This window comes from Achromobacter sp. GD03932 (assembly GCF_029839485.1).
In the GTDB taxonomy this organism is placed as follows: Bacteria; Pseudomonadota; Gammaproteobacteria; order Burkholderiales; family Burkholderiaceae_B; genus Achromobacter; species Achromobacter bronchisepticus_A.
Map to the genome: position 1 here is coordinate 48,640 of NZ_JAOCAT010000015.1, position 22,078 is coordinate 70,717.

General features: G+C 65.9%; 14 protein-coding genes. 2 read left to right on the plus strand and 12 right to left on the minus strand.

The window, feature by feature from the left end; all coding sequences use genetic code 11:
* Positions 1-3,384 carry a hybrid sensor histidine kinase/response regulator gene (locus N5C88_RS15570; protein ID WP_280015702.1) on the minus strand — a complete coding sequence of 1,128 codons (3,384 nt, stop codon included), beginning with the start codon at positions 3,382-3,384 and terminating at the stop codon, positions 1-3.
* A gap of 172 nt (positions 3,385-3,556) precedes the next feature.
* The gene (locus N5C88_RS15575; protein WP_347881399.1) at positions 3,557-4,336 is read right to left on the minus strand and encodes a response regulator; all 780 of its coding nucleotides are present in this window, start codon (positions 4,334-4,336) and stop codon (positions 3,557-3,559) included.
* Between the two features lie 343 nt (positions 4,337-4,679).
* Between N5C88_RS15575 and N5C88_RS15580 the strand changes: the two genes are divergently transcribed.
* Together N5C88_RS15580 and N5C88_RS15585 are read left to right on the plus strand one after the other, a co-directional pair.
* Positions 4,680-6,368, plus strand: a complete 1,689-nt coding sequence (locus tag N5C88_RS15580) for a ShlB/FhaC/HecB family hemolysin secretion/activation protein (protein WP_280015703.1) — start codon at positions 4,680-4,682, stop codon at positions 6,366-6,368.
* 80 nt (positions 6,369-6,448) lie between these two features.
* The gene (locus N5C88_RS15585) at positions 6,449-9,475 is read left to right on the plus strand and encodes a filamentous hemagglutinin N-terminal domain-containing protein (protein WP_280015704.1); all 3,027 of its coding nucleotides are present in this window, start codon (positions 6,449-6,451) and stop codon (positions 9,473-9,475) included.
* A gap of 68 nt (positions 9,476-9,543) precedes the next feature.
* On the opposite strand, the gene N5C88_RS15590 is transcribed toward N5C88_RS15585, so the two are convergent.
* The 10 genes from N5C88_RS15590 to N5C88_RS15635 form a co-directional block, all read right to left on the minus strand.
* Positions 9,544-10,734: a fimbrial protein gene (locus tag N5C88_RS15590; RefSeq protein WP_280015706.1), complete on the minus strand. Its 1,191-nt coding sequence runs from the start codon at positions 10,732-10,734 to the stop codon at positions 9,544-9,546.
* A 36-nt stretch (positions 10,735-10,770) separates the two neighbouring features.
* On the minus strand, positions 10,771-11,532 hold the full coding sequence (locus tag N5C88_RS15595) for a molecular chaperone (RefSeq protein WP_280015708.1): 762 nt from the start codon (positions 11,530-11,532) through the stop codon (positions 10,771-10,773).
* Positions 11,529-14,153, minus strand: a complete 2,625-nt coding sequence (locus N5C88_RS15600) for a fimbrial biogenesis outer membrane usher protein (protein ID WP_280015710.1) — start codon at positions 14,151-14,153, stop codon at positions 11,529-11,531. Before N5C88_RS15600 ends, N5C88_RS15595 begins: the two co-directional genes overlap by 4 nt.
* Before the next feature lie 81 nt (positions 14,154-14,234).
* Positions 14,235-14,966 (minus strand): molecular chaperone, encoded by a 732-nt coding sequence (locus N5C88_RS15605; RefSeq protein WP_223283296.1) that lies wholly within the window; start codon positions 14,964-14,966, stop codon positions 14,235-14,237.
* A gap of 13 nt (positions 14,967-14,979) precedes the next feature.
* Positions 14,980-15,540: a fimbrial protein gene (locus tag N5C88_RS15610; RefSeq protein WP_059378141.1), complete on the minus strand. Its 561-nt coding sequence runs from the start codon at positions 15,538-15,540 to the stop codon at positions 14,980-14,982.
* Positions 15,541-16,067: 527 nt separating this feature from the next.
* Positions 16,068-16,883, minus strand: coding sequence for a winged helix-turn-helix domain-containing protein (locus N5C88_RS15615; RefSeq protein WP_280015711.1), 816 nt, complete (start codon positions 16,881-16,883; stop codon positions 16,068-16,070).
* 35 nt (positions 16,884-16,918) lie between these two features.
* The gene (locus tag N5C88_RS15620) at positions 16,919-17,941 is read right to left on the minus strand and encodes a fimbrial protein (protein ID WP_280015712.1); all 1,023 of its coding nucleotides are present in this window, start codon (positions 17,939-17,941) and stop codon (positions 16,919-16,921) included.
* A 41-nt stretch (positions 17,942-17,982) separates the two neighbouring features.
* Entirely contained in the window at positions 17,983-20,481 is a 2,499-nt protein-coding gene (locus tag N5C88_RS15625) for a fimbrial biogenesis outer membrane usher protein (protein ID WP_280015713.1), read from the minus strand.
* Positions 20,482-20,522: 41 nt separating this feature from the next.
* Positions 20,523-21,305, minus strand: a complete 783-nt coding sequence (locus tag N5C88_RS15630) for a molecular chaperone (protein ID WP_251878134.1) — start codon at positions 21,303-21,305, stop codon at positions 20,523-20,525.
* A 135-nt stretch (positions 21,306-21,440) separates the two neighbouring features.
* On the minus strand, positions 21,441-21,977 hold the full coding sequence (locus N5C88_RS15635) for a fimbrial protein (RefSeq protein ID WP_280015715.1): 537 nt from the start codon (positions 21,975-21,977) through the stop codon (positions 21,441-21,443).
* Positions 21,978-22,078: the final 101 nt, after the last annotated feature.

Below are 22,078 nucleotides of genomic sequence, written 5' to 3' on the forward strand. Positions count from 1 at the left end.
TCAAGCCTGCTCAGTGGCCGGCTGGGCATCAGGCATGGCCACGGCGCTTTTCACTGCGGCGAGCACGTCGTCGCAGATGCGCGCCACCGCGTCTGCCGATCCGCGCACGCCTGGCTGGTTCAGGCGGGTATCCAGCTGAGCGCACTGTTCGGCCAGCGCGGGCAGGCGGAAAATGGCCAGCATGCCGCGCAAGGCGTGCAGTTCGCCGCGCAGGCGGCCGCTGTCCTCGTCGACGGCAGCGCGTTTGATGGTGTCCAGGGACTGCGAGCAAGATTGCTCCAGCGTGCGCAGCAGTGCCGGGGGAAAGGCGCGTCCGCCGGTCAAGGCCTGCGGACCGTTGTCGGCCGCCTCCGGGGCTTGCCGCGGGCCGGGTCCGGTTTGTCCGCACACGTCCAGCAAGGCGAGTTCGAGTTCGGCTAGCGGCAGGGGCTTGGTCAGCACCCGCGCGATGCCGGCTTTGCAGCAGCGCTGCCGCTCGTGCTTCGTCACGCAGGCCGTGGCAGCGATGACGGGCATGTCCGGCCGCATGGATCGGGCCTGTCGGGCCAGCGCGTAGCCGTCCATGCCGGGCATCGCGAGATCGGTGACCAGCACGTCATAGCGCTGCGATGCCAGCAGCGCGCAAGCCTGCGCGCCTCCCTCCGCAAGATCGACTTCACAGCCCAGCAGTTTGAACTGTTCTTCGAACAGGCCGCGGTTGGCGGCGTTGTCTTCGGCCACCAGCACCCGCAACGAACGGACCGAATGCCGCGGTGCGGGCGTGGACGCCGCGGTAGCGAGAGGCATGTCCTGCAGCACATGCCGCAGGGCCGAGGCCAGGCCATGCAGCCCGTACATGGAAACGCTGAGCTTGCGTCCCGTGTCCTGCGGCGTGGCGGGCCCCAGCATGCCGCAATCGATCACCCATGAAGATTCGTCCAGCAATCTGTCTTCGTCCTCCGGCTGCCAGTCGATCTTGTCGCCCCAGATGATGAGAACCGTCGCTTCGTCCAGCATATCTTCGTCCAGTTCGGATGGATGGCGGCGGGCGTTGACGCGCAGTCCCCAGGTCCGCAGGATGGCTTCCAGGCGGTGACGGCAGTTGTCGCGCGCGGCCAGCAGCAACACCTGCTCGCCGGCGAACCATGGCCTGTCGGCCTCGCGGGCTTCGATGCCCAGCGGCAAGGAGAACGCGAACAGGCTGCCGCTTCCAGGTTCGCTGCGCACGGACAGGGAGCCGCCCATTGCCTCCACCAACCGGCAACACAGGGTCAGCCCCAGGCCCGTGCCGCCATAGCGCCGGCCTATGGTCGCGTCGGCCTGGCTGAAAGCGCGAAAGACACTCTGCGCCTGTTCTTCCGTCATGCCCATGCCAGTGTCCTCGACCTCGACGGCGATGCCGGCCGCGTCGGTCCGGGTACGCAGTACCACCTTGCCTTGGTCGGTGAACTTGATGGCATTGGAGAGCAGGTTGTGAATGACCTGTCCCAGCCGGGTGGCATCTCCTCGCATTGGCTGCCTGAGCGCAGCGCCCAGATCGCCCAGCAAGGCCAGTCCTTTGGCCTGGGCCTGGGGCGCGAACATGGACAGAGCGTGCGAGGTGACTTCGAGCAGGTCGAACTCCGCCTGCTCCAGGCTGAGTTCGCCGGCCTCGATCTTGGAGAAGTCCAGCACATCGCTGATCGTGGCGAGCAGCAGTCCCGAGGACGCCCGCACGGTTTCGAGACGGTTGCGCTGGACCGGCGCCAGGCGCGAGCGCGAGAGCAGCTCCAGGTGTCCCAGGATGGCGTGCAGCGGCGTGCGTATTTCATGGCTCATCGCCGCCAGGAAGGCCGACTTGGCGGCATTGCCGCGGTCCGCGGCGGCCTTGGCTTCGCGCAGGCGGTGGGCTAGCTGGTATTTTTCGGTGACGTCGATGAACGCCGCCACGACCACGTTCGACCCGCGGTAGCGCGCGCCTGCCATGCTGACCGACAAGGTGACGGGAGTGCCATCGCGGGCCACGAACGAGAGGTCTTCCTCGACCACATCCGTGTCGCGCTTCCCTGTGGGTGCGCTGGCGCGCCGCCGATAACGATTGGCCAGCTCTGCCGAAAGGCTGAATTTTCCCACGCCCACGCGCGCGGTCATCTTCTCCATGGCCGGGCTGTGCAGCAGCGGACTGCCGCTGGCAGCGTCGATCAGGCCCAGGCCCACGGGAGCCGTCTCGATGAGCGTGCGGTTGAGATGCTCGCTCTCCAGCGCCAGCCTGGAACGGTTCATCAAGGGTCGGACCACGCGCAGCTCGAAGTAGAGCAGCAGCGCCCATATCAACGCCAGCGTGGTTGCAGTCATGATCGCGGGCGTGGTCAGCTGTGCGCTTATGGCATTGACGATGCTGCTCCAGTCCAGCGTAAAGACCAGCACCCAGTCCGTGGGCCCCAATCCTTCCGAAATCGAAAACTGGCCAGAGCGCGTCCTTTCCTGGCGCGTTCCGGCAGGAATATCGGCGAGGTCGGCGGCCGGAGCCATTTCCTGAGCGTCGCCGGCACCGGCGCCCGGCGATGCAGCGATGAGTTGGCCGCTGGCGGACATGATGGCGAAGTCGCCCGCCTGCCGGTTCACTGCCTGCGAAGCGCCGGGTTGCAGCGGGGAGTACTCCGTCACCAGCACGGCGACGGGCACGCCCTTGTCCAGTATGGTTCCACCGATGCGGAATACCTGCTTGCCCGTGATCGGATTGGCGACGGGAGGGATCCAGCGCAAGGAGCGCCATGTGTCGGTGCCGGCATCGGTGGCGATCAGCATGCGCCGGCTGACTTCGCCGGTCAGCAGGGCGAGGTAGCGGTCGCGGTCCGCCAGGATCCGCTGGCGGACCGCTGCTTCGGGGGCGGGAACCAGGCCGGCGATGCTGCCATTGACGCCAAAGAAGAACGAGGCCAGCGAGTTGTCATGGGCTGCGGGCCCGCCTGAGGGAATGCGGCCGATCTGCTCGGCCAGATTGAAGAACTTTCCTGTCGCACCGTTCGTCACCCGGCCGCCGCCCGAACCCAATATCCATTGAGAGCGGGAATCCTCGTCGGACTCCACCAGCAGCTCTTCGCCCCGGCTGCGGTACTTTGCTATCTGAGCGGCATCAAAGGGCGCCGCTTCCCGCCACATCAGCTCCGCGCTTGCCTGGCTGATGCGGAAGGCGTTCTCGCGCGTATAGATTTCCTTCATGAGCACGGCGTGTTCGGCCACGAACGATTGGCGCACGTACTCCAGATATTTTTCGGCGGTGGTCTTGGCTTCCAGGGCGAAGGTCAGCAGCACCGCGACCGTGATCAGCACGCCGCCGCCCAGGCTCTGCCAGCGCTGATAGCGGCGAAAGCGCGTCACGGTGTCGAGCCGCGAGGGGCTCAGGCGGTGGCGTAGTCGAATCAAGGCGCGGGGGATGCGTGTCAGGTGGCGCCGGCATGCGGTCGTGGATGGGGGCGCTGCAGGTTTCAGGGGGGGCGGGCGCAGTTACTTGAACATTTTTCCGACAGGCGTGGCGCAAAGGCGTACCGGCGGTTTTGACATGGATCAAGCGGCTGCCACTCGGGCTCGGTCGCGTTCAGCGTGTCGACATTGAACAAGAGGCAAGCGCAGCCGCCGCCGGAGATTCAGCCGCATTCTCATCCTCCGCTTCGGGTAGCGTCACGTCGGTCATTGGCAGGGCAGCGCAGCCGTAACGGATCAGGTCCGCGTCGCGTTCGATGCCCAGCTTCCTCATCGCGCTGCGCTTCTGGGAACTGACCGTCTGCACGCTGCGGCTGGAGATCTGCGATATCTCGGTAATGGTGGCGCCCGCGCAAAACAGACGGATGATCTCTGCCTCTCGCCGCGTCAACCGTGGCTGTTGCGCCGAGAGGGATTCGCGGATGATCATGTCCTTCACGGTCGGCGAATAGTAGGTCCGGCCGCGGCTCATCGCGTGTATCGCTTCGGCGATATGGCGCGTTGAATCCGCCTTGCTGAGGATGCAGAGGTTCTTTTCGGCCAGCAGCGCCCGCAGCAGCGTGGGATGCTCGACCATGGTGAGCACGGCCACTCGCAGCGCCGGGTAGCGTCGCCGCAGAAATCCAATGAGCCCCAGCCCGTCGCCGTGCTTGCCGCCCGGCATCGCGTAGTCCGATACCACTGCGTCGCAGGGTTGGGTTTCCAGCAGGGCCACCAGGTCCGTGGAGTTCCTGGCGCAGCCGATCACTTCGATGGCCGGGTCTCGCGCGAGCTCATAGCTCACGCCCAGGGACACGATGGGATGGTCGTCGGCAATGATGACGCGGATGCGGCCGTGTGACATGTTTCTTTTCCCGTTCATCCAGAGCCTGCTGCGGAACTGCCGTGCGTCCATGGCGATTGCCGCCAAGTTTCGCAAGCAGACGTTTGAAACGCTGTATGTGCGCGGCGGCTGTGACTATGCCGCTTGCAGCCATATTACCGACGGCGTCCTCGCGAAAGAATAGGAGGAGTACTAAAGTACGGCGCTTGCCGCAACCGCAGCCAATCGCGCTGCGCGGCGGGCGGTCGCCAAATCGTAGAAGTACGACTCCGCTTTCGTAGTCTTCCCACAGTTCCACACCCGTCCGCTCCGTACTCTGCCGGCAAGACGAGTAGCGCCCGGCATGGCCGGCGCGTCAGCCGGTCGGGGACGAGCGCTTCCCGTGCAAGAACGGCAAGGAGCGGGGGGATGGGGGATGAAAGGGGAGAAAGCGCGCTATCGGATGGCCGCGCTGGGCGCGGGGCTGGCCATGGCCTTGTGTGCGGACGCTTTGCGGGCGCAGATCCCGGATGCGGGGCGCGCCATTCGTGACCTGCAATCGGTTTTGCCCGCCATGCCTTCGGGCCACACGGCTCCCGAGGTGCAGTTGCCCGAGCCGCAGCCGCCTGCAGCCGTGTCCGGCGTTGCGGCCGCAGGCCCCGCCGTCCGGGTGCTCGAGTTCCATGTCGAAGGCAACCACGCCGTTGACGCAGCGACATTGCAGGCGGTGCTGGCCGATCTGACGGGCGCGGCACTGACGTTCCCGGACCTGCGCGCCGCCGCTGATCGCATCACCGCCTATTACCACGATCAGGGATATGTGCTGGCGCGCGCCTATCTGCCGCCGCAAGCCATCGATGCGGGCATCGTGCGCATCGCCGTGTTGGAGGGCAGATATGGCGAGATTGGCCTGCGGAACCGCGCGCGGGTCCGCGATGCCGTGCTGGAGCAGGCGCTCTCCGCCCTGCGTCCGGGTGAGGCGGTGCAGGCCGGCGAGCTGGAGCGCGCGCTGCTGCTGTTGAGCGACCTGCCCGGCGTGGCGGTCAAGGGTACGTTGCAGCCTGGTGCGGAAACCGGGACCACCAGCCTGCTGGTGGACGCCGAAGCGGGACCGCTCGTCTTCGGCAGTCTGGACGCGGACAATTTTGGCGGCTACTACACAGGCGAGTACCGGCTGAGCGGAAGCATCGGCGTCAACAACCCCCTGCGCCTGGGCGACCAGCTCAATCTGCGGCTGTTGGGGAGTGATGGCGGCCAGCGCTACTACAACGCCGCCTATCAGCTTCCACTTGGCTCCCGGTCCACGCGCGTCGGCATGGGCGTGTCCAGCATGCGGTACGAACTCGGCAGGCGTTTCGGCCCTCTGGAGGCGCACGGCCGCGCCGACGTGTCGACCGTGTTCATCCAGCAGCCCTTGGTGCGCTCGCGCCACGCCAGCTTGCGCCTGCAATTGCAGCACGAGCGCAAGCGTTTGGTCGACAGCATGGATCTCTTCGAGGTAAGCAGCCGCAAGCGTATCGGGCTATGGACTTTGGCCCTGGCCGGCAGCAGCGAGGACGGATGGTTCGGCGGAGGACGGACCGCCTTGCAACTGTCGCATGGCCGAGGCCGGCTGCGCCTGGGCGATCCACAGGCCGAGGGCGAGGACCGCCAGACAGTGCGCGCCGCCGGCTGGTTCGCCAGGACCAATATCTCGATCAGCCGCTTGCAGCAGCTCACTGGCCGCTTACAGCTGTATGCGCGGGTGGATGCGCAGTGGGCTTCGAAGAACCTGGACAGCTCCGAGAAATTCAGCCTGGGCGGGCCTTATGGCGTGCGCGCCTATCCGTTGGGCGCGGCCAGCGGCGACGAGGGCTGGCTGGCCGGCGCCGAACTGCGCTACCAACTGGCTCCCGGGTGGCAACTGAGCGCCTTCGCCGACCGGGGCAACGTGCGCCTGAGCAAACGCCGCTGGACGCCCGGCCGCAACCACAACGGCCTGGCTGCGGCGGGACTCGGCGTCACGCAGTACGGCGCCAGCCATCAGGTGAACCTGAGCGTCGCCTGGCCGATGGGCCGGCAGCCGCCCGCCACGGAATCCGACCGGGAGCCCCGCTTCTGGCTCCAGGCGTCGCGCTATTTCTGACTCGGGCGCACCACGCGCGCAGTTTTCTTAACCGGCGCGGCCTGCCATTGCGGCGGATCCGCCATTCTTGCGAGGCAATCATGAACAAGACATATGCACTGGTATGGAACGAGGCCAGACAACGCTGGAACGTGGCGCGCGAGTCCGCGCGCCGCCGCGGAAAAGCCGGGAGCGGCAGGCGCGGCCGCGTTGCCGTGCTGGCCCTCGCCGGCCTGGCGGGCCTGTCTTGCGCGCATGCCGCGCCGACGGGCGGAACAATCGCGGCCGGCAACGGAATAGGCGATATCCACGCCACGCTGGACCAGAAACAGGTGTCGATCAATCAGCATACGCAAAAGCTGATCATCGACTGGAACAGCTTCAGTATCGGCGCGGACGAACGCGTCACCTTCAACCAGCCCGGCAGCGGCTCGATCGCGCTGAACCGTGTGAATGGCCTGTCGCCCAGTTCCATCCTGGGGCGCATGGACGCCAACGGTCAGGTTTTCCTCGTCAACCCCAACGGCATTGTTTTCGGCAAGGGCGCGGAGGTCAACGTGGGCGGACTGGTCGCCTCGACCAAGCAGCTTTCCGACGCCGATTTCAACGCGGGCAACTATCGCTTCACGGGGTCATCGGAGGCCTCCGTGCTGAACCAGGGCGTGATTGCCGCGCGCGACCGCGGCAGCGTCGCGCTGCTGGGCGCCAAGGTCAGCAATCAGGGGGTGATCCGGGCGCGGCTGGGGCGGATCGCGCTGGCGGCCGGCGGAGAGTTCACCGTGAACTTCGACGGCAATGGCTTGCTCGATCTGCGGATGGATGGCGCCGCGCTGTCCGCCCTGGCCGAGAATGGCGGCATGCTGAGCGCCGACGGCGGGCAGGTGCTGATGACGGCCAGCGCCGCGGGAGCGGCCTTGCGCACGGTGGTCAACAGTCAGGGCATCATCGAAGCGAAGACGCTGCAGGGTCAAGGCGGCAAGATTACGTTGGACGGCGGCGGTGACGGTCTGGTGGTGGCTGCGGGCAAGATGAATGCCAGCGCGCTCGCCTCGCATGGCAACGGCGGCGAGGTAGAGATACGCGGGCAGCAGGTGGCCGTGCGGCTCGGCGCCGAGGTCGATGCGCGGGCATTGAACGGCGATAGCGGAACCTGGCGCATCGCGTCGTCAGAGGTGACGGTGGGCGCTAACGCCACGGCGGCAAACGTCACGGTGCACGCGGACACCGTCGCCAGCAACCTCGCGGCCACCAACATCGTGCTGGAAGGCGCTGCGGGTGACGTCGCGCTCAATGGCCCGATAGCGTGGCACAGCGGCAACGCGCTCGGCTTGGTTGCGGCGGGTGATATCGCGGTCAACGGAGACCTGGCCGCAACCGGCCAGAACGCTGCCATCGCCATGTCCGCCGGCGGGGAAATCGCGCTTGCCGGCAAGACTGCCATTAGCGGCGTCAATGGCGCCCTGTCCATGCAGGCGCCGGGAGGCCATGTGCTGGGCGAGGGGGCGGCGATCACGCTGTCCGGCGCAGGCGCGTCGTTCAGCGCCCATGGCCAGCGTTACGCGGTGATCCAGAACCTCGCCCAGCTGCAGGACATCGACCGCAATCTGAGCGGCTTGTACGTGTTGGGCAACAACCTGAGCGGACGCGGTTCGATCCAGGCGATAGGCGGTCCGTATGGCATCTTTTCCGGCACGTTCGACGGTCTGGGCAATACGCTCGGCGGCTATTCGGTCAGCGGCGCCGGTCCCAACGTGGGCTTGTTCGCCGCGTCGTCCGGCAGCATCAGCAATGTCAACCTGGCGTCGATGACTGTCAATGCGCCGGCCACCGGCGCGGCATCCATGTCGGTGGGCGCGCTGGTGGGCCGCAATTCTGGCCAGATCGTCAATGTGTCCACGGCCGGAATGTCCGTGAAGGGCAGTTCGTATCACCGTAACGTGGTGGGCGGTCTGGTGGGCACCAACGCCGGCGGCAGTATCGACCGCGCCACCGTTGCAGGCAGCGTATATGCAGGTTCGCACACGATCGCCATAGGCGGGCTGGCAGGTGAAAATCTGAATTCCGCGGCGAGCCGCGGCGTCATTACGCGTAGCGTCTCGCGCAATGTCGTATCGGGCGCGATGCAGCGCGATGAGCTGGGCGGCATGGGCGGTCTGGTTGGCGTGAATCGCGGCTTGGTTGCGGACGCGTCCAGCCACGCGAACACGCAGGCCACCGGCGCAGGCCTCAATGTTGGCGGGCTGGTGGGCAGCAACCTGGGCGGCGACATCGAGCGCTCGGTTGCGACCGGGCGGGTGCAGAACGGCAGCAGCGCATACACCGGAGGCCTGGTGGGGGTGAATAGCGGGACCATTTCGGGCTCGGCCGCGGAAGGTGGCGTCAGTGCCGAGGGCGGCGGCTCCACCGGCGGTTTCGCAGGACGCAACAGCGGCGGCGGCCTGCTGCTGGATGTCAAGGCTGGGGGTGATGTGACGGCCGCCTATGGCGTCAATGTGGGCGGCCTGGTCGGCGCCAACGATGGACGCATCGATACGGCGGAGGCGGGTGGCGAGGTCAAGGCCGGCTACAACCGGAATGGAGGCCGGGCCGGCGGTCTGGCCGGCTACAACAGCGGCACGATAGAGGCCTCCGTAGCCCGCGGCAAGGTTGCGGGTGGAGACTACGGATACGCCGGCGGGTTGGTCGGCTACAACACCGGGACGCTGGGAACGGTCAACGCCAGCGGCAACGTGACGGCCGGGAAGAACAGCGCGGCCGGAGGGCTGGTCGGGGCCAATCAGGGCTTGATCGTTTCCGCGATGGCCAACGGCAATGTCTACGGTGGCTTCAGCAGCCGCGTTGGCGGCGTGGTGGGAGAGAACGGCGACATGGGGGAGGTCCTGCAGTCGTCTTCCGCCGGTGAGGTGGGAGGCGCCGGCCAGGCTTACCTGGGTGGCATCGCGGGTCTCAACCAGGGCGCGGTTTCCTATTCCAGCGCGAGCGGCAAGGTGAATTTCGCCAACTCTCTTCAGCATACCTATGGCGGACTGGCCGGCGCGAACTACGGGGTGATGCGCGCCAACAGCACGTTGGGGCTGGCATCCCTGGTGCCACCGGTGGGCTTGAACTACGGCATCGTCGAGCGTTGATGGACAGTGCATGAACAGGGCCATGGGCGCGCGCGTCCATGGCCCTGTTGGCATGAGGCGCCCTGGTCTCAGGGAAATTCGAAGGTGAACTCCGCGCTGCCGTCGGCGATGCCGGCCTTGACCGCTCCGTCGACCGGCGCCGTTCGGATGTAGTGGGCCCGCAGCGTCAGGACGGCCTGGTCGCCGACGCGCTGCATGTCATATGCGGCGCCGAAACGGACCGGGACCTTGCCGGTATCGTTGATCATGGCGATGCCTATGCCCTCGGCGGCTTCAGACCCGGGCTTCAGGTTCAGCACATGGGGATCGGTGTTGGGGCCGTACTTGTCGGCAAAAGTAATGGTCGGTTTGGCCGAGGCGCTGCATTGGGTGAGCACGATGGAGAATTCCTTGGCAGGCGAGGTGGCTCCTGGTGTATCGAACAGAGAGAGGGGCAGGTCGCCCAGCGAGACAGGGATCGTCCGGTAGGCGCCGACCTCGCATTTGTTGGGGACGATTACCCCCGTGCCGCCGCCAATGCCGATGACGCCGGTGCCCTGGTAGGAAAACGGCAGGCTGCCGCAGACGCCGGTAATGCCCGGTGTCCAGACGGGAAAGTTCTGGATGGCCTCGCCGTAGCTCACCGCGCCCTGCGGGTAGTTGATGGCATAGAGCATCAGCGTGATGTTGGGGTCCACGCCCGTCACTTTCAGTTCACCGCTGGGCAGGTTGGCCGCGGCGTCGGTCAGTACCAGGCGCTGAATGTACTCGGTGACGGTGGAGTTTTTCTGCGACGTGGACCCGGCGGTGTCGTAGTACACAGGACGCTTGTCCAGGACCACGGGCAGCGCGCCGGGTTTGATCCGTCTTTCGACGCCGTCGGCGCCCATGACGGATACCTGTAGCCCGATGCCGGGTACGTTTGTCTGCGCCGTGCCGTCGGCGGCCACGCCTGTATTGGGGCCCCACTGCGCAGCGGCAACCAGTTCGTGCAGGATGCCTGCTCCCACGCCCGAACCAAGCTGGAAATTGTTGAATAGCCCGGCACCCCGCTCGAACAGCACATCGCCGATCTGCGAGGAACTGGTCAGCGGCGAGACTTCACGCCAGGGGCCGCCGGCCTGGTTCGACTGGCTGCAATGGATGGCGGGGCGGTTCATGACCAGTTCGCCGCGAACCGGGGCGCACGGCAATGCCACTGCGGCGGCCAGCAGGAGTAGGGCGGGCCGTGCCGGTTTTTCGATCGTACGGGTGCGTACGGGAATAGAGTGCTTGCTCATCAGGGTGTACTCCTGGAAGCCGGGATCGGCTCGGACTCAGTTTGCGGCTGCGAGCGCTGCCGCGCCGTGGATCAGGTCGCCGGTGTCATCGGCGGCCTCGTAGCGCAGCGTGCTTGCGTGCGCCTGGGGTTGATGGCCGGCGGGCAGCGCGAAGCGGGCGGTGGCGTAGGGCGGCAAGGTCAAGCCGTCCAGGCGTTGCACGCCCGCCGCGGCGGGAAGCTCCAGCCGCGCCAGGGACACATGGAAAGGGGTGGGGTTGTGCGCTTCCAGCAGCCATGGCGCCGCGACGTCACCCGTGCGCCGATACTTCCAAGCGACTTGCGCCGGGGCCTCCCGAGGATCGCCTTGCAACTCCGGCGGACGGAACAAGACCTTCATCCGCAGCCGGAATGACAGCTGCAGCTGGTTGCGGCGCGATAGCCGCAGCGAGGGGATTTCAAGGAAATTGATCCAGAATGCCGATTCGCGGTCGCGCGGCAGGGGTTCGCCGGTGTAGCGCAGTTCCAGCGCCTTGCGCTCGCCGGCATCCAGCCGGTAGACCGGGGGTGTCAGCACGAAAGGAACGGGCAGCTTGCTGGGATCGGTGCGCGCCTGCGCTTGCTCCTGATCCAGCCAAGTCTGCACCAGGATGGGCGTCTCCCCCAAGTTGCTGGTGCGTATCGTTAGCGACCTGGCTTGCGCAGGATAGATGAAGCGTGTGCCGGTCACGGTCAGATCCGCATGCGCCCAGGCTGCCATGCCGGCCATCGGCAGGCAGGCTGCCAGGCGCAGCGCGCATGCGCGCAGAAGGCGCATCATCGGCGCGCCACCGGGCCGGGGCCCGCAGGCCTGCCGCCGTCCGCCGGCATCGGCGCGCAGGTGAGGGAAAGCGCGTCGTAACCCCGGGCGCGTTGCCGCGCGCGCTCGGGCAGGGCGTAGTCGATGGCGCAGCGCTGCTGCGGCCCGGGTCCCCACTGCACGATGACGCGGCCCTGATCCTGCTCCACCCGCATGACGATTCGGCTGCCCTGACCCACCGCGCCCACCGGCTTGCCGTCGGCGGCGTTCAGCACTTCCGCGCCAAAGGGCAGCGCGGCGCCGTCGGCCTGGCGGGCGTCGATCAACACCGGCCGGGCCACGCGGGTCGGGTAGGACAGCAGCACGACTGCGCCGGCGCGGGGCGCCACGTTGCGCGAACTGGCCTGCAGCTCTACGTCGTCGGGAATGTCGCGCGGATCGATGTCGACGGTGTTGAGCTGGTAGGGGCTCAGGCTGGCGACGACGCCGTAGCCGCGGCCGTCCAGGCGGTCGCCGCCGTAGCCGATCTGCGCGCCTTCCGCGTGGTCAGCGCTTACCAACGCGATTGTTTCCCCCAACGTCTGCGAGAAGGTCACGCCGCCAGCATGGACAAGCACCCCGCCCGACGCGTTCAGCGACGCCTGGCGGTAACCTGCTCCCTGCGAAATACCGGCTCCCACCCAGGACTGCGGCAGCCGGTAGCCGATGTTTGCGCTTGCCGAGTTGGCGTTCTCGCGGCTGGCATGAGACGCGGATACCGAATAGGTGCCGCGGTCGGACTCGCCCATCGAGCCGGCGACCGAGGTGGTGAAGTTGGCGCCGGCGCGGGAATCGGCGCTGTAGTAGCTGTTGAGCGTGGGGGCGCCGCGCTCGGCCCGCCCCAGGGGAATCGAAAGGTTCACGGTGACCAGGGTGGAATTGTCGCGGCCGCCGCCCCGGTAGGAATTGCGGGTGGCCAGGTTCTGCATGCGCTGCACGCCGAAGGAATAGGAAATGTCGCGCCAACGGTTGCTGTAGCCCAGCGCGAAGTTGATGGTGTTGCCACGGCCTTGCCAGTATTGGATGGCCGACCCCGATAGATAGACGTTCCCGCCGTTGACACCCAGTTGCTGGCTGATGTTGGCGTCGAGCCGCCCGCGCGTGCGGCCCACGTCGCCGAACCAGCGGTAGCGCTGCGGCGCGCCTTGCAGCGCGATGCTCTCGCGCAAGCCCACGAAGCCGCTGGTGGAATAGCGGTAGGCCAGGAGCGAAAAGTTGGTACCGCTATTGGGCAGGTTCTTGCTGTACGACAGGCGGTAGCTGGCGCCCGTCCGCGTGCCTTCGTCCGGAAGCTCGGCGCGGGATAGCGTGACGTCGGCCGCGAATGCGCCCAGCGCGGTGTTCACGGCGGCGCCAGCCAGCGCCGAACCATAGTGCCGGGTGAAAGCGAGGCCGCCGTAACCCGTGTACATGTCGCCCAGCCCGCGCTTGAACGTGCCCTGTAGCAAATATTGTGAGCTGCTGCCCAGGCCCAGATCTATCGCCCGCCCCGCGGTCAGACTGTAGCGGCTGGTGCCGGGCCGCAGCAGTTGGACTGTCGTGGCGAAGGGCACGACGAAGCTGCGCGCGCTACCGTCCGCCTCCACGATGCGCACGTCCAGGTCGCCGCCATATCCCGCCGCCTGCAGGTCTTCGAGCGCGAAGGGGCCGGGCGCCACGGTGGTTTCGTATACGAGGTAGCCACGCTGATACACCGATACCTGGGCATTGCTGTTGGCCGTGCCGCGGACAACCGGGGTATAGGAACGCAACGCGCTGGGCAGCATGCGTTCGTCGCTGGCCAGTTGCACGCCCCGAAACGATACGGAGTCGAACAGGTCGCCGTCGGTGGAGCTCTCTCCCATCAACAGCTGCGCCTTCCATGCCGGTACGTCGGTCTTCAGATGGGTATAGCCGCGCTGATAGTTCGCGCCGTGGCCCGGAGACCAGGTTGCGCTGCCGTAGTGGCGCAGCCGGAATGCGCCCACGTTGATGCCGGCATTCAGGCCCGCATAACCGCGCGTGGTGCGTGTGCCGCGGCTTTCAGAGGTGAAGAGATTGCTGTTGTAGTTCAGCCGGGCCGCGGTCACGCCGAAGTCCCAGTTCGACGGATCCACGTAGACGCCGGGCGTGGAGATGCGCAGATAGTACTTGGGTACGGTGAGATAGAGCTTCTGTTCGGCCACCTCCAATTTGACCTGCGCGCCGGGCACGTAGCGCGACAGCTCGCCGCAGGCGGCGGTAGCGGATAGCGCAAGCATGCCCTCGCCGCGCGCGGCCTTGTCGACGTCCAGGCCCAGGCGCGCCAGCAATGCGCTGTCATAGCACGGCGTGGTGCCGTCGCTGCCGGCCAGGAGGCGGAACGGGACCTCCTCCACGCCGCGCCACTGGCCGTTGACGTAGACGTCCAGCTTGTGCAGGCCGGGCTCCATGAAGTTGCCGCGCTCGAAGCGGCTGGTGTCGATGGCCGTGCCGCCTGCGCCTTGGAACATCATCTGGGGGTCGAAGAACGCCTGCTTGCCGTGTACGGGAGCGACCCAGGCCGCCGCCAGCGCGGCGGCAAGACCGGATGCGAGCCTTTCCGCCGCCCGGCGCCGGTTCGCGGGGCGAGCAAGGTCTGGCAAGCGGGGGCAAGCCCTTGCGTGTAGATTTTCCATCGGGACGTGTCAGCTCTGTGGTTCGCGGGCGCAATCCGCGCCGCGCCTTTACTCGGTAACGGCCTGCTCTGCCTTGGTGGTTCCGCCGTAGTCGGTGATGACCTCGTACCGGACCGAGACCGGGCCCGCGGGTTTGGCCGCGCGGGGCGGCAACGCGAAGCGCGCGGTGTCGAATGGGGCGACCATGCCACCCTCGAGCGCGCTGCGCTTGTCGCCCGCGACCAGATCGACGCTGGCGAAGGAGACGTGGTAAGGCGTCGGGTTCGTGACTTCCAGCGCCCGTCCGCGCAGCTTCCAGCTCAACAGGGCCGGCGCGGCCTGGACGTGGGGGCGCAGCGAGGCGGGCCTGAAGAACACCTTGATGCGCGAGCGGAACTGGAAGATCAACACATTGGAGTCGTTCGGATCGCGCGGCGGCGTCTCCAGCACGTTGAGATAGAACAGGCTCTCGCGATCTGCGGGCAGCGGCTCGCGGGTGTATGAGATCCGCAGCACGGCGCCGCTGTCCGGGTCCACACGCACGACCGCGGGCGCCAGGACGAAAGGCACGCGCATGTCCGCCGGTGACCTGTCCGCATTGCCATCGTCCAGCCAGCTCTGCGCCAGCACGGGGCCGGCACCCGCGTTGCGGATGGCCAGCGTCGTGTCGCGGGAATCCGGTGAGATGACCAGGCGCGTGCTTTGCAGCACCAGTCCGGCCCGGACCGGTGTAGCCCAGGCGCACAGGGTCATGGCGCAGACGGCCGTCAGGGATGAAACGATGCGCGCTATCGACGCCATGACTGGCCCGCGCTTAGTTGTAGGACAGCAGATACTTGATGCTCGACGCGCCGGAGCCAGCGCCCGCCGCGCCGCCGACCTCGACATACTTGGCGGCGTACTTGAGTTCCGCCGTGCCCGGATTGCCCGTGATCGTGGCGACCTGCGGCGTGATTTCCGAACCGCCAATGGGAATGATGCCGGTGTTGCCAGCCGCGTTGTTGCGGATCTGGATCTCCACGTTGGGCGCGCGGTCGGCGTCCAGCAGCGCCAGGTTGCCCGCTGAGGTGCCGTTGGTCGGGTCGAACATGATGCGGACCTTCCTGCCGTCGGTACAGCCTGCCCCGCCTGCAAGATTCAGCTGGAATTCGGCTTCGACGGCATTGCCCAGACCGACCTCTTCCGGCGTGGGCGTGCCCAGCTGCACTGTCTGCGTGTTGCCCAGGCCCGGGGTGTTGCCGTTGATGTCGCAACCGGGCGCGCGGATGACGCCCATGAAGTTGATGACGCCGTCGACCGCATGGGCAGGTACCGGCGCGAGCACGGAGATCAGGGCTCCGGAGGCCAGGAGAGAGGCGACGAGACTGCGTTTCATGTTGTGTTTCCTTTGAAGCTAGGCTTGCCCGCGGCGATCGAAACTGCCCCAGGCGCGGGACGGACCGGGGTCCTTGCGCGTTCGGAAAGCAGTGATCTTTCTGGGGATTCATGTAAGGCCGGACGCCGCGAATGCGGTGATATCCAGGCGGTTCGTACCCGTCGGCCGCATGCTCGAATCTGTGCGAGCCGGCGAGTACGAATACTTTATGGGGCAGGGCCGGGAAATTTAGTCGGAAGACATCGATTTCCGCGTCTGAGGATTACGAATTTGCGTAGGGTTGCGTTGGCCGGGAACGTTGCGGATGCGCCGGGTGGTCAGAGGCATCCGGCCAGACCTCGCGTTGCGGATCCGCAATACTGCAGTATTGGAGGTCATGTCCGCGCTGTCGGGCGCATGGCCTAATGCGGGCTTCTTGTGATCGGGGGCCAGCGGTTCGAGGGTTGGACTCGGCTCACTTGTATTCAAGCGTGAACGTGGCGGTGCCATTCGCCACCCCGGCCGTCACCTGATCATCTTGCGTCTGTTCAACCGGTGACGCATTGGCTGGCGCTGTTGAGCGGATGGACGAAGGTGTAGCCCTGCCCATAGCTCGTGCGCAGCGGCAGTTCGATTCCCGCCATGCGCGCCCTCCGGCGCAGGCGGCCGACCACGCTGGAAACGATGGCGCGTTGCAGATGCACGGGGCGGCCTGCGGCATCCGGCCAGACCTCGCGGTGCAGGTCCGCGATGCTGCAGTATTGGAAGTCATGCCCGCGCAGGCACGACAGCAGTGCAAATTCCTTGTTGCTCAACGCGATCTTGCCCGCGCTGTCAGGCGCGTGCAGCGCTTTCTCCGTTTCGACCAGCGCCCATTCGCGGACCGGCGTCACGCGGACCGTCGCGATGGTCCCCGCCGGGGCGCGGCGCTGCCGCGCCAGGGCTTCGGGGGCAGTGGCGGCTTCACGCTGCAGGCGCGTACGCAATGCCGAGGACAGGCGTTCCAGGCTGCTCAGCGCCGCCAGCAGTTCATCGATGCCCGCGTTCGAGGCCAGGCAGGCGTCGGCGCCGGCGCATATCAGTTCGGCCCGCGCATTGGAGGAGTCATTGGCGGTGATCATGACCACCAGTCCGGCGACGTAGGGGCCGCGTCGCGCGCCCAGCATGGCGGCCAGCCACTCCACGCTGCCGTGCATGACGACATAGTGCAATCCTGGCTCGGCCAGCTGCTCCTGCAATCGAAGGACGGATTGGGTCAGGCATACCATCTGGACGCGGTCGCCCAGTCCCTGCACCAGCGTCGCGGCCGGCTCTATGGCTTCGACGCAAACATGGACGGTGTGGTTGAAAGCGGGTTTTTTCATGATCAGTGGCCTGTGGTTCGTGGGTTCGATGGGGCTTATTTGTATTCAAGCGTGAACGTGGCCGTGCCGTTCGCCACGCCGGCGGTAACCTGGTTTGCAGTCTGGTAGTAGCGAGCGTGGAATGGCACGTCGTAGACACCGTCCTTGGACATGCCGACCAAGTTGCTTTGGCCGTAGGTGACCGGCTGGCGGTCTTTGTCCAGGATCTGGATGCCCACGCCGGTCGCTGCATTGGCGTCGGGGCTCAAGGCGATCACGCCGGGTATTCCCGAGGCGTCGGGTTTGGCGTCCATGCGCAGGTACACGGCATTCAGTTCGGGTTTGGCTTCGCGGCAGTTCAGCTGGATGTTGAAGCGTTGTTCGGCGGCGGTGCTGCCGACCGAGCTGAACAGGTTCTTCCAGACCTTGCCTAACTGGACGGGCACGGTGGGGACGGCGGTGCATGACGGGGTGACGATGGACGTGGAGCGCCCGCTGACGGTCACTTGCAGAGCCTTCAGCGGCTCGTGGGACGAGTACATGGCTGCGTACTGTCCTGGTTCGAGAGCTCCGTTCCCGGTGGTTTGGCCAATCTTGAAGATCTGGGCATGTATTACCCAGTTGGGGCTGGTGCTTGTTCCGTAGCTGCCCTTGCCCATGGGCGACGTAATGGGGAAATACTGGGTTCCGTCCTGCTCCCACATCCGAAATCCGATTCGAATGCCGATGCCGGGAATGTTCGTCCGAAACACGGAGTTGGAGCCGCCTACCTTCTCTCCTTTCAGGATGGAGCCCAACCTGGCGCCGTCGATACTGCTTTTCCTGCAATCGATCAGGACTATGCTCTTATGGCTGATCCGAAATCTCTTGTCAGCTATCGGGGTGGTCAGGCTCACCGGCGTGTTCGGCGGTACGACAACGGGACCAAAGTCCAGAGTAATCACATTCTTGTCTATCCCTTCTCCCAGTACGCATTGCGCGAGAGTTTGCGGCGCATACCCGAACAACGTCAGCGCCAGGCATGCCGCCGCCAACATGCCGCTTATGTGTTTTCCCTTGACCGCGTGAGGTGCTTTCATCTCATATCCGTTCATGTGTCTTGCGATTTTCAATGCGCGCATCATTGGCACACGTAGCTGACTTCCCGTATGGGGGCGGGACGCTCCTCTTGCGGCAGGCTGTAGGACACGCCACAGCTGTCGCTGGCGCCACGGCCCCACACGATGCGCATCTTTCCGGACTGCTGAGCACCCGTCACGAAGGCTTGGCCGTCCGGCCCCACGATGCCGATTTCCTGGCCCGCTTCGTCGTCGATGCGCGCCCCGAACGGCACCACGCTGTTGTCCTTGCGGGTCAGCGTCATCATCAGGCGATAGCCCACGACCGTATCGAATCCCGCCTGTATCACTGCGCCGCGGGTGGGAACCAAGTTCACCGCCGCGTTCCTGACTTCAACGGTGTCGCCCAGGTCAGCGGTGCGCATGGCCAGGCGATTGGAACGGTAGGGGCTCAGGCTCGGGACGATGGCGTAGCCGCTGGCGTTGGTGCTCACGCCTGGATGCGATTCGAAGCGCACATCCTCGGCTGACGGCGCGCGCACCAGGGCAACGGTTTCACCCAGGGGTTGGCCCAGCGTCACGCCGTCGGCATGCGCCACGATCCCGCCCGACAGGCCCAGGTTGATCTGGTTGTAGCCGCGTCCCTGCGACGCACCCAGATCGAAGCGGCCGATCTTGGACAGATAGCTGGCGTTGCCGGTGCTGCTGACGCCGCTCTGATTGAACGTGGCGGCCGTCAGGTTGTAGGTAAGCTGGTCGTCTTCGAGCGCGGAGCCGAAAACGCTGGCCTGGTGGCCGGTCTGGCCGTTGTTGCCCGTGACCACGGAATACTGCGCGCTGCTGCGCGAGGTACCCAGCGGAATCGACACGGACAACATGACTTGACGGTCGTTCGAACCATCGCGGCCAGTGTTCATGTTGACGAAGACGTTGTAGCTGACCTGCCTGTAGAAGCCGGAGTATCCGACCTGGATCAGCCGTTCCTTCTGATTCGTCTGCCAGTACGACTGCTGGCGCGCCGACGCGTAGACCGACCCCCAGGAACCGAGCGACTGCGCCACGTCCAACCGCAGTTCATTGCGGCGGTTGGGCATTCTGCCGCCCAGTTCGAATTCGTCGGCGCCGGTCGCTTCCTGGAAAGTCCTGTAGCCGCTGGTGGAATAGCGATAGCCGGCGATGCGGAAATTCGTGCCTGCTTCGTCGAATGACTTGGCATACAGGAAGCGCACCGATTGCCCCTGAGTCTTCAAGCGCTCGGTGGAGGTGCGGGCATGTGACAGATCCAGGGAAACCGCGCCGAAACTGCGCAGGTTCTTGCCCACGCCCACCAGTCCGGATTGATAGATGCTGGCTGCGGTGACGCCACCATACAGCGAGAATTCCTGGCCCAGGCCGCGCGCGACGGTGCCTTGCACAAAGGTGGGCTCGCGTTCGCTGGAACCGTAGGCGTTGCGGTAGCGCCCGGCGGTGGCGCTGTAGCGCCAGGTGCCTTCGCGCAACAGCGTGGGCACCGAGGCATAGGCTTGCACGTAGCGGTTCTGGCGGCCGTCCGATTCCGTAATGGTGACTTCCAGGTCCCCGCCGGAGGAGGAGGGGTACAGATCGTCCAGCACGAAGGCGCCGGGCGCGACATAGGTGCTGTACACGATGTAGCCGTTCTGTCTGACGGTGACCAGCGCATTGGTCCGCGCGATGCCACGTATGGTGGGCGCGTAGCCTTGCATGCTGTCCGGCAGCATGGAGTCGTCCGAAGAGACCTGCACGCCGCGGAACGGCACGCTGTCGAAGAAGTTGCCGGGCGTGTTGCCGTCGCCGATCAACAGCTGGCCATTGATCGAGCGCAAGTCGCGCTGCAGATTGGTTTCCACCGTCTGCCATTTGCCGCGGCCGTCGGAGCCGCGGTTGTAGTTGGAGCTATGGCGCAGGCGCCAGTCGCCGAAGTTGAAGCCGCCGCGCAGGCCGGCGAAGCCCATATAGGGCGATTCGGCGCCGTTCTTGGATGAGCCGTCGTCGCTGCGGGATGAACCGCCGCCTTGGCGGGACATGTTGAGCTGATAGTCCAGCAAGGCCGCGGTGATGCCTCTATCCCAGCGGGCCGGATCGACAGAATCGCGGGCCTTGCGTTTGACCGCGGCCTGCGGAATGCTCAGGAGCAGCCGCTGTTTTCCTCCGTCGAAGCTCACCGTCGCATCCTGTATCAGGGCGGCCAGGTCCACGCAGGAGCCGTCCGCGCCTGCCGATTCGGGCAGCGCGGCCATATTGACGCCCCAGGTTTCCAGCTGGTTTCGGGTCAGACAGACCGAGGGCTGCTGCTGGCCTTCCTGGGCTTGGATGATGATTCTGCTCTTGCCCAGCGACTGGTCGTTGACGATCACGTCGGCCAGGTACTCGCCCGGCAGCACGCTATTGCCGAAACTGAAGATGGACAGGTCTGCCTGCGGCTGGTCGCCACCCGTGCCGAGGAATTCCTGATTGAAGACAGCGCCCGCCGGCTCGGCGGCCTGGCCTGAAAAGGAGGCCAGGCCCAGCAACAGCGATGCCAATGCCGCGGAAGGGGGCATGCGACCCTGCGATACGCCTTTCATTGCTTGAGCTCCGGGCGTTAGCGGCTTGCGGCAGGCGCGATGGGTTCGGCCTTGACGTGAACCGGGACCTGCGCGCTGGGCACGCGGACTTTTTCCTCGGGAGTCTCGGCGCCGTAGTCGTTGATGGTCGTGAACACGACGTCCAGGTCTCCAGGCGCGGACAGTCCGGACAAGGGGTACTCCAGCACGGCGCCGGGCGACACCATTCCGCCGTTGATCTGCTGTTGGCCGTTGTTGATGTTCAGCGTGGCGAAGGTGACGTGATAGGCGGAAGGATTGGCGATCTTCAGCACCGCGCCGTTGCCGCCGGAGGCGACAGCCCATTGCAGCTGCTGACGCTGTTCGCCAGGTTTGCCCGACAGGCCCGCAGGCCGGTAGAACAGTTTGATGCGGGTGCGCACTGCGATCTGCAGCACGTTCTCGTCCGGGCTCTTTTCCGGGATTTCCTTGACGTTCAACCAGAACACCGATTCGCGGTCGAGAGGCAGATTGCCGGCCAAGCGCAGGATGCGCAGCACGTTTTCCTGGCCGGGGTCCAGCCGCGACAGTGGCGGGCTGGCCACGAACGGCGTTTTGGTATTGCCTTCGCCGCTATCGATCCAGGCCTGCACGACGTAAGGGGACGTGCCGGTGTTCTTGACGGGAATGGAGGACTCGCGGTCCTTCTCGTTGAAAATGACGCGGGTGCCGCCGACCAGTACGCCAGCCATTGCATTGGCGTGGGCCAGCGTGGCCGCCAGGGCGAAAATCATGAAGGGTCGCGCCTTGAGCACGAACTGTTGCGCGATGTCTTTCAGCATGAGGATCTCGATGTCTTGCTCGCAAGCCTTCCATGGGCTTTGGCGGCGATTCAGGTCGCGGTTCCGTTGGAGCCGTCTGCTGTGTGGAGGCTTGGCGCCGGCCCCACGCGGGGCCGGCGGTCGGGCAAAACGGCGTCAGTTGTAGTTCACCGTGAACTGCGCGGTGGCGTTGGCCGGGCCGGGGGTGACGGTGGCGGCGGTCGAAACGTAGGCGGCCTCGAACTTCAGGTTGTTGGTGCCGACGCCGAGTACATACTTCGGAGAGGGCGAACTCAACGCGATCTTGGCGCGTGAAGCGTCACGCAGTTCGACGGCGACGCCGGAGGCGCTGGCGGTCAGGCCGCCCGAATTCGAGATGGCAAGCACGTCGGTGCTGATGCTGTCCGGCGTGCCGCTGAACGTGATGCTCGCGCCCTTGGCCGATGCGCTGCAATCGGTCAGCTGGATCTCGAATTGGGCGGGAGTCGAATGCTTGCCCGCGGCGCCGTCCATGCTGGCGCGCGAAACCTTGCCGAGGGGGACGACCAGATTCGTCGCGCCAGGGGAGACCGAGCAAGGCGCATCGACGATTTCGCCGTTGAATTGGACACGTCCGTCTTCGGCCAGGGCGGCTTGGGAAACCGCTGCCGCCGTGGCGAGCAGGGCAAACTTGGCAATCGTATTCTTGTTCATGGAAGTAAATATCCTGAGTCGATTAATAATCAAAAGCGCCGCCTGGGGTTATTGAAAACAGGGGGCGACCGACTTTCGAAATGCTGTCTTTCGGTTTTCAG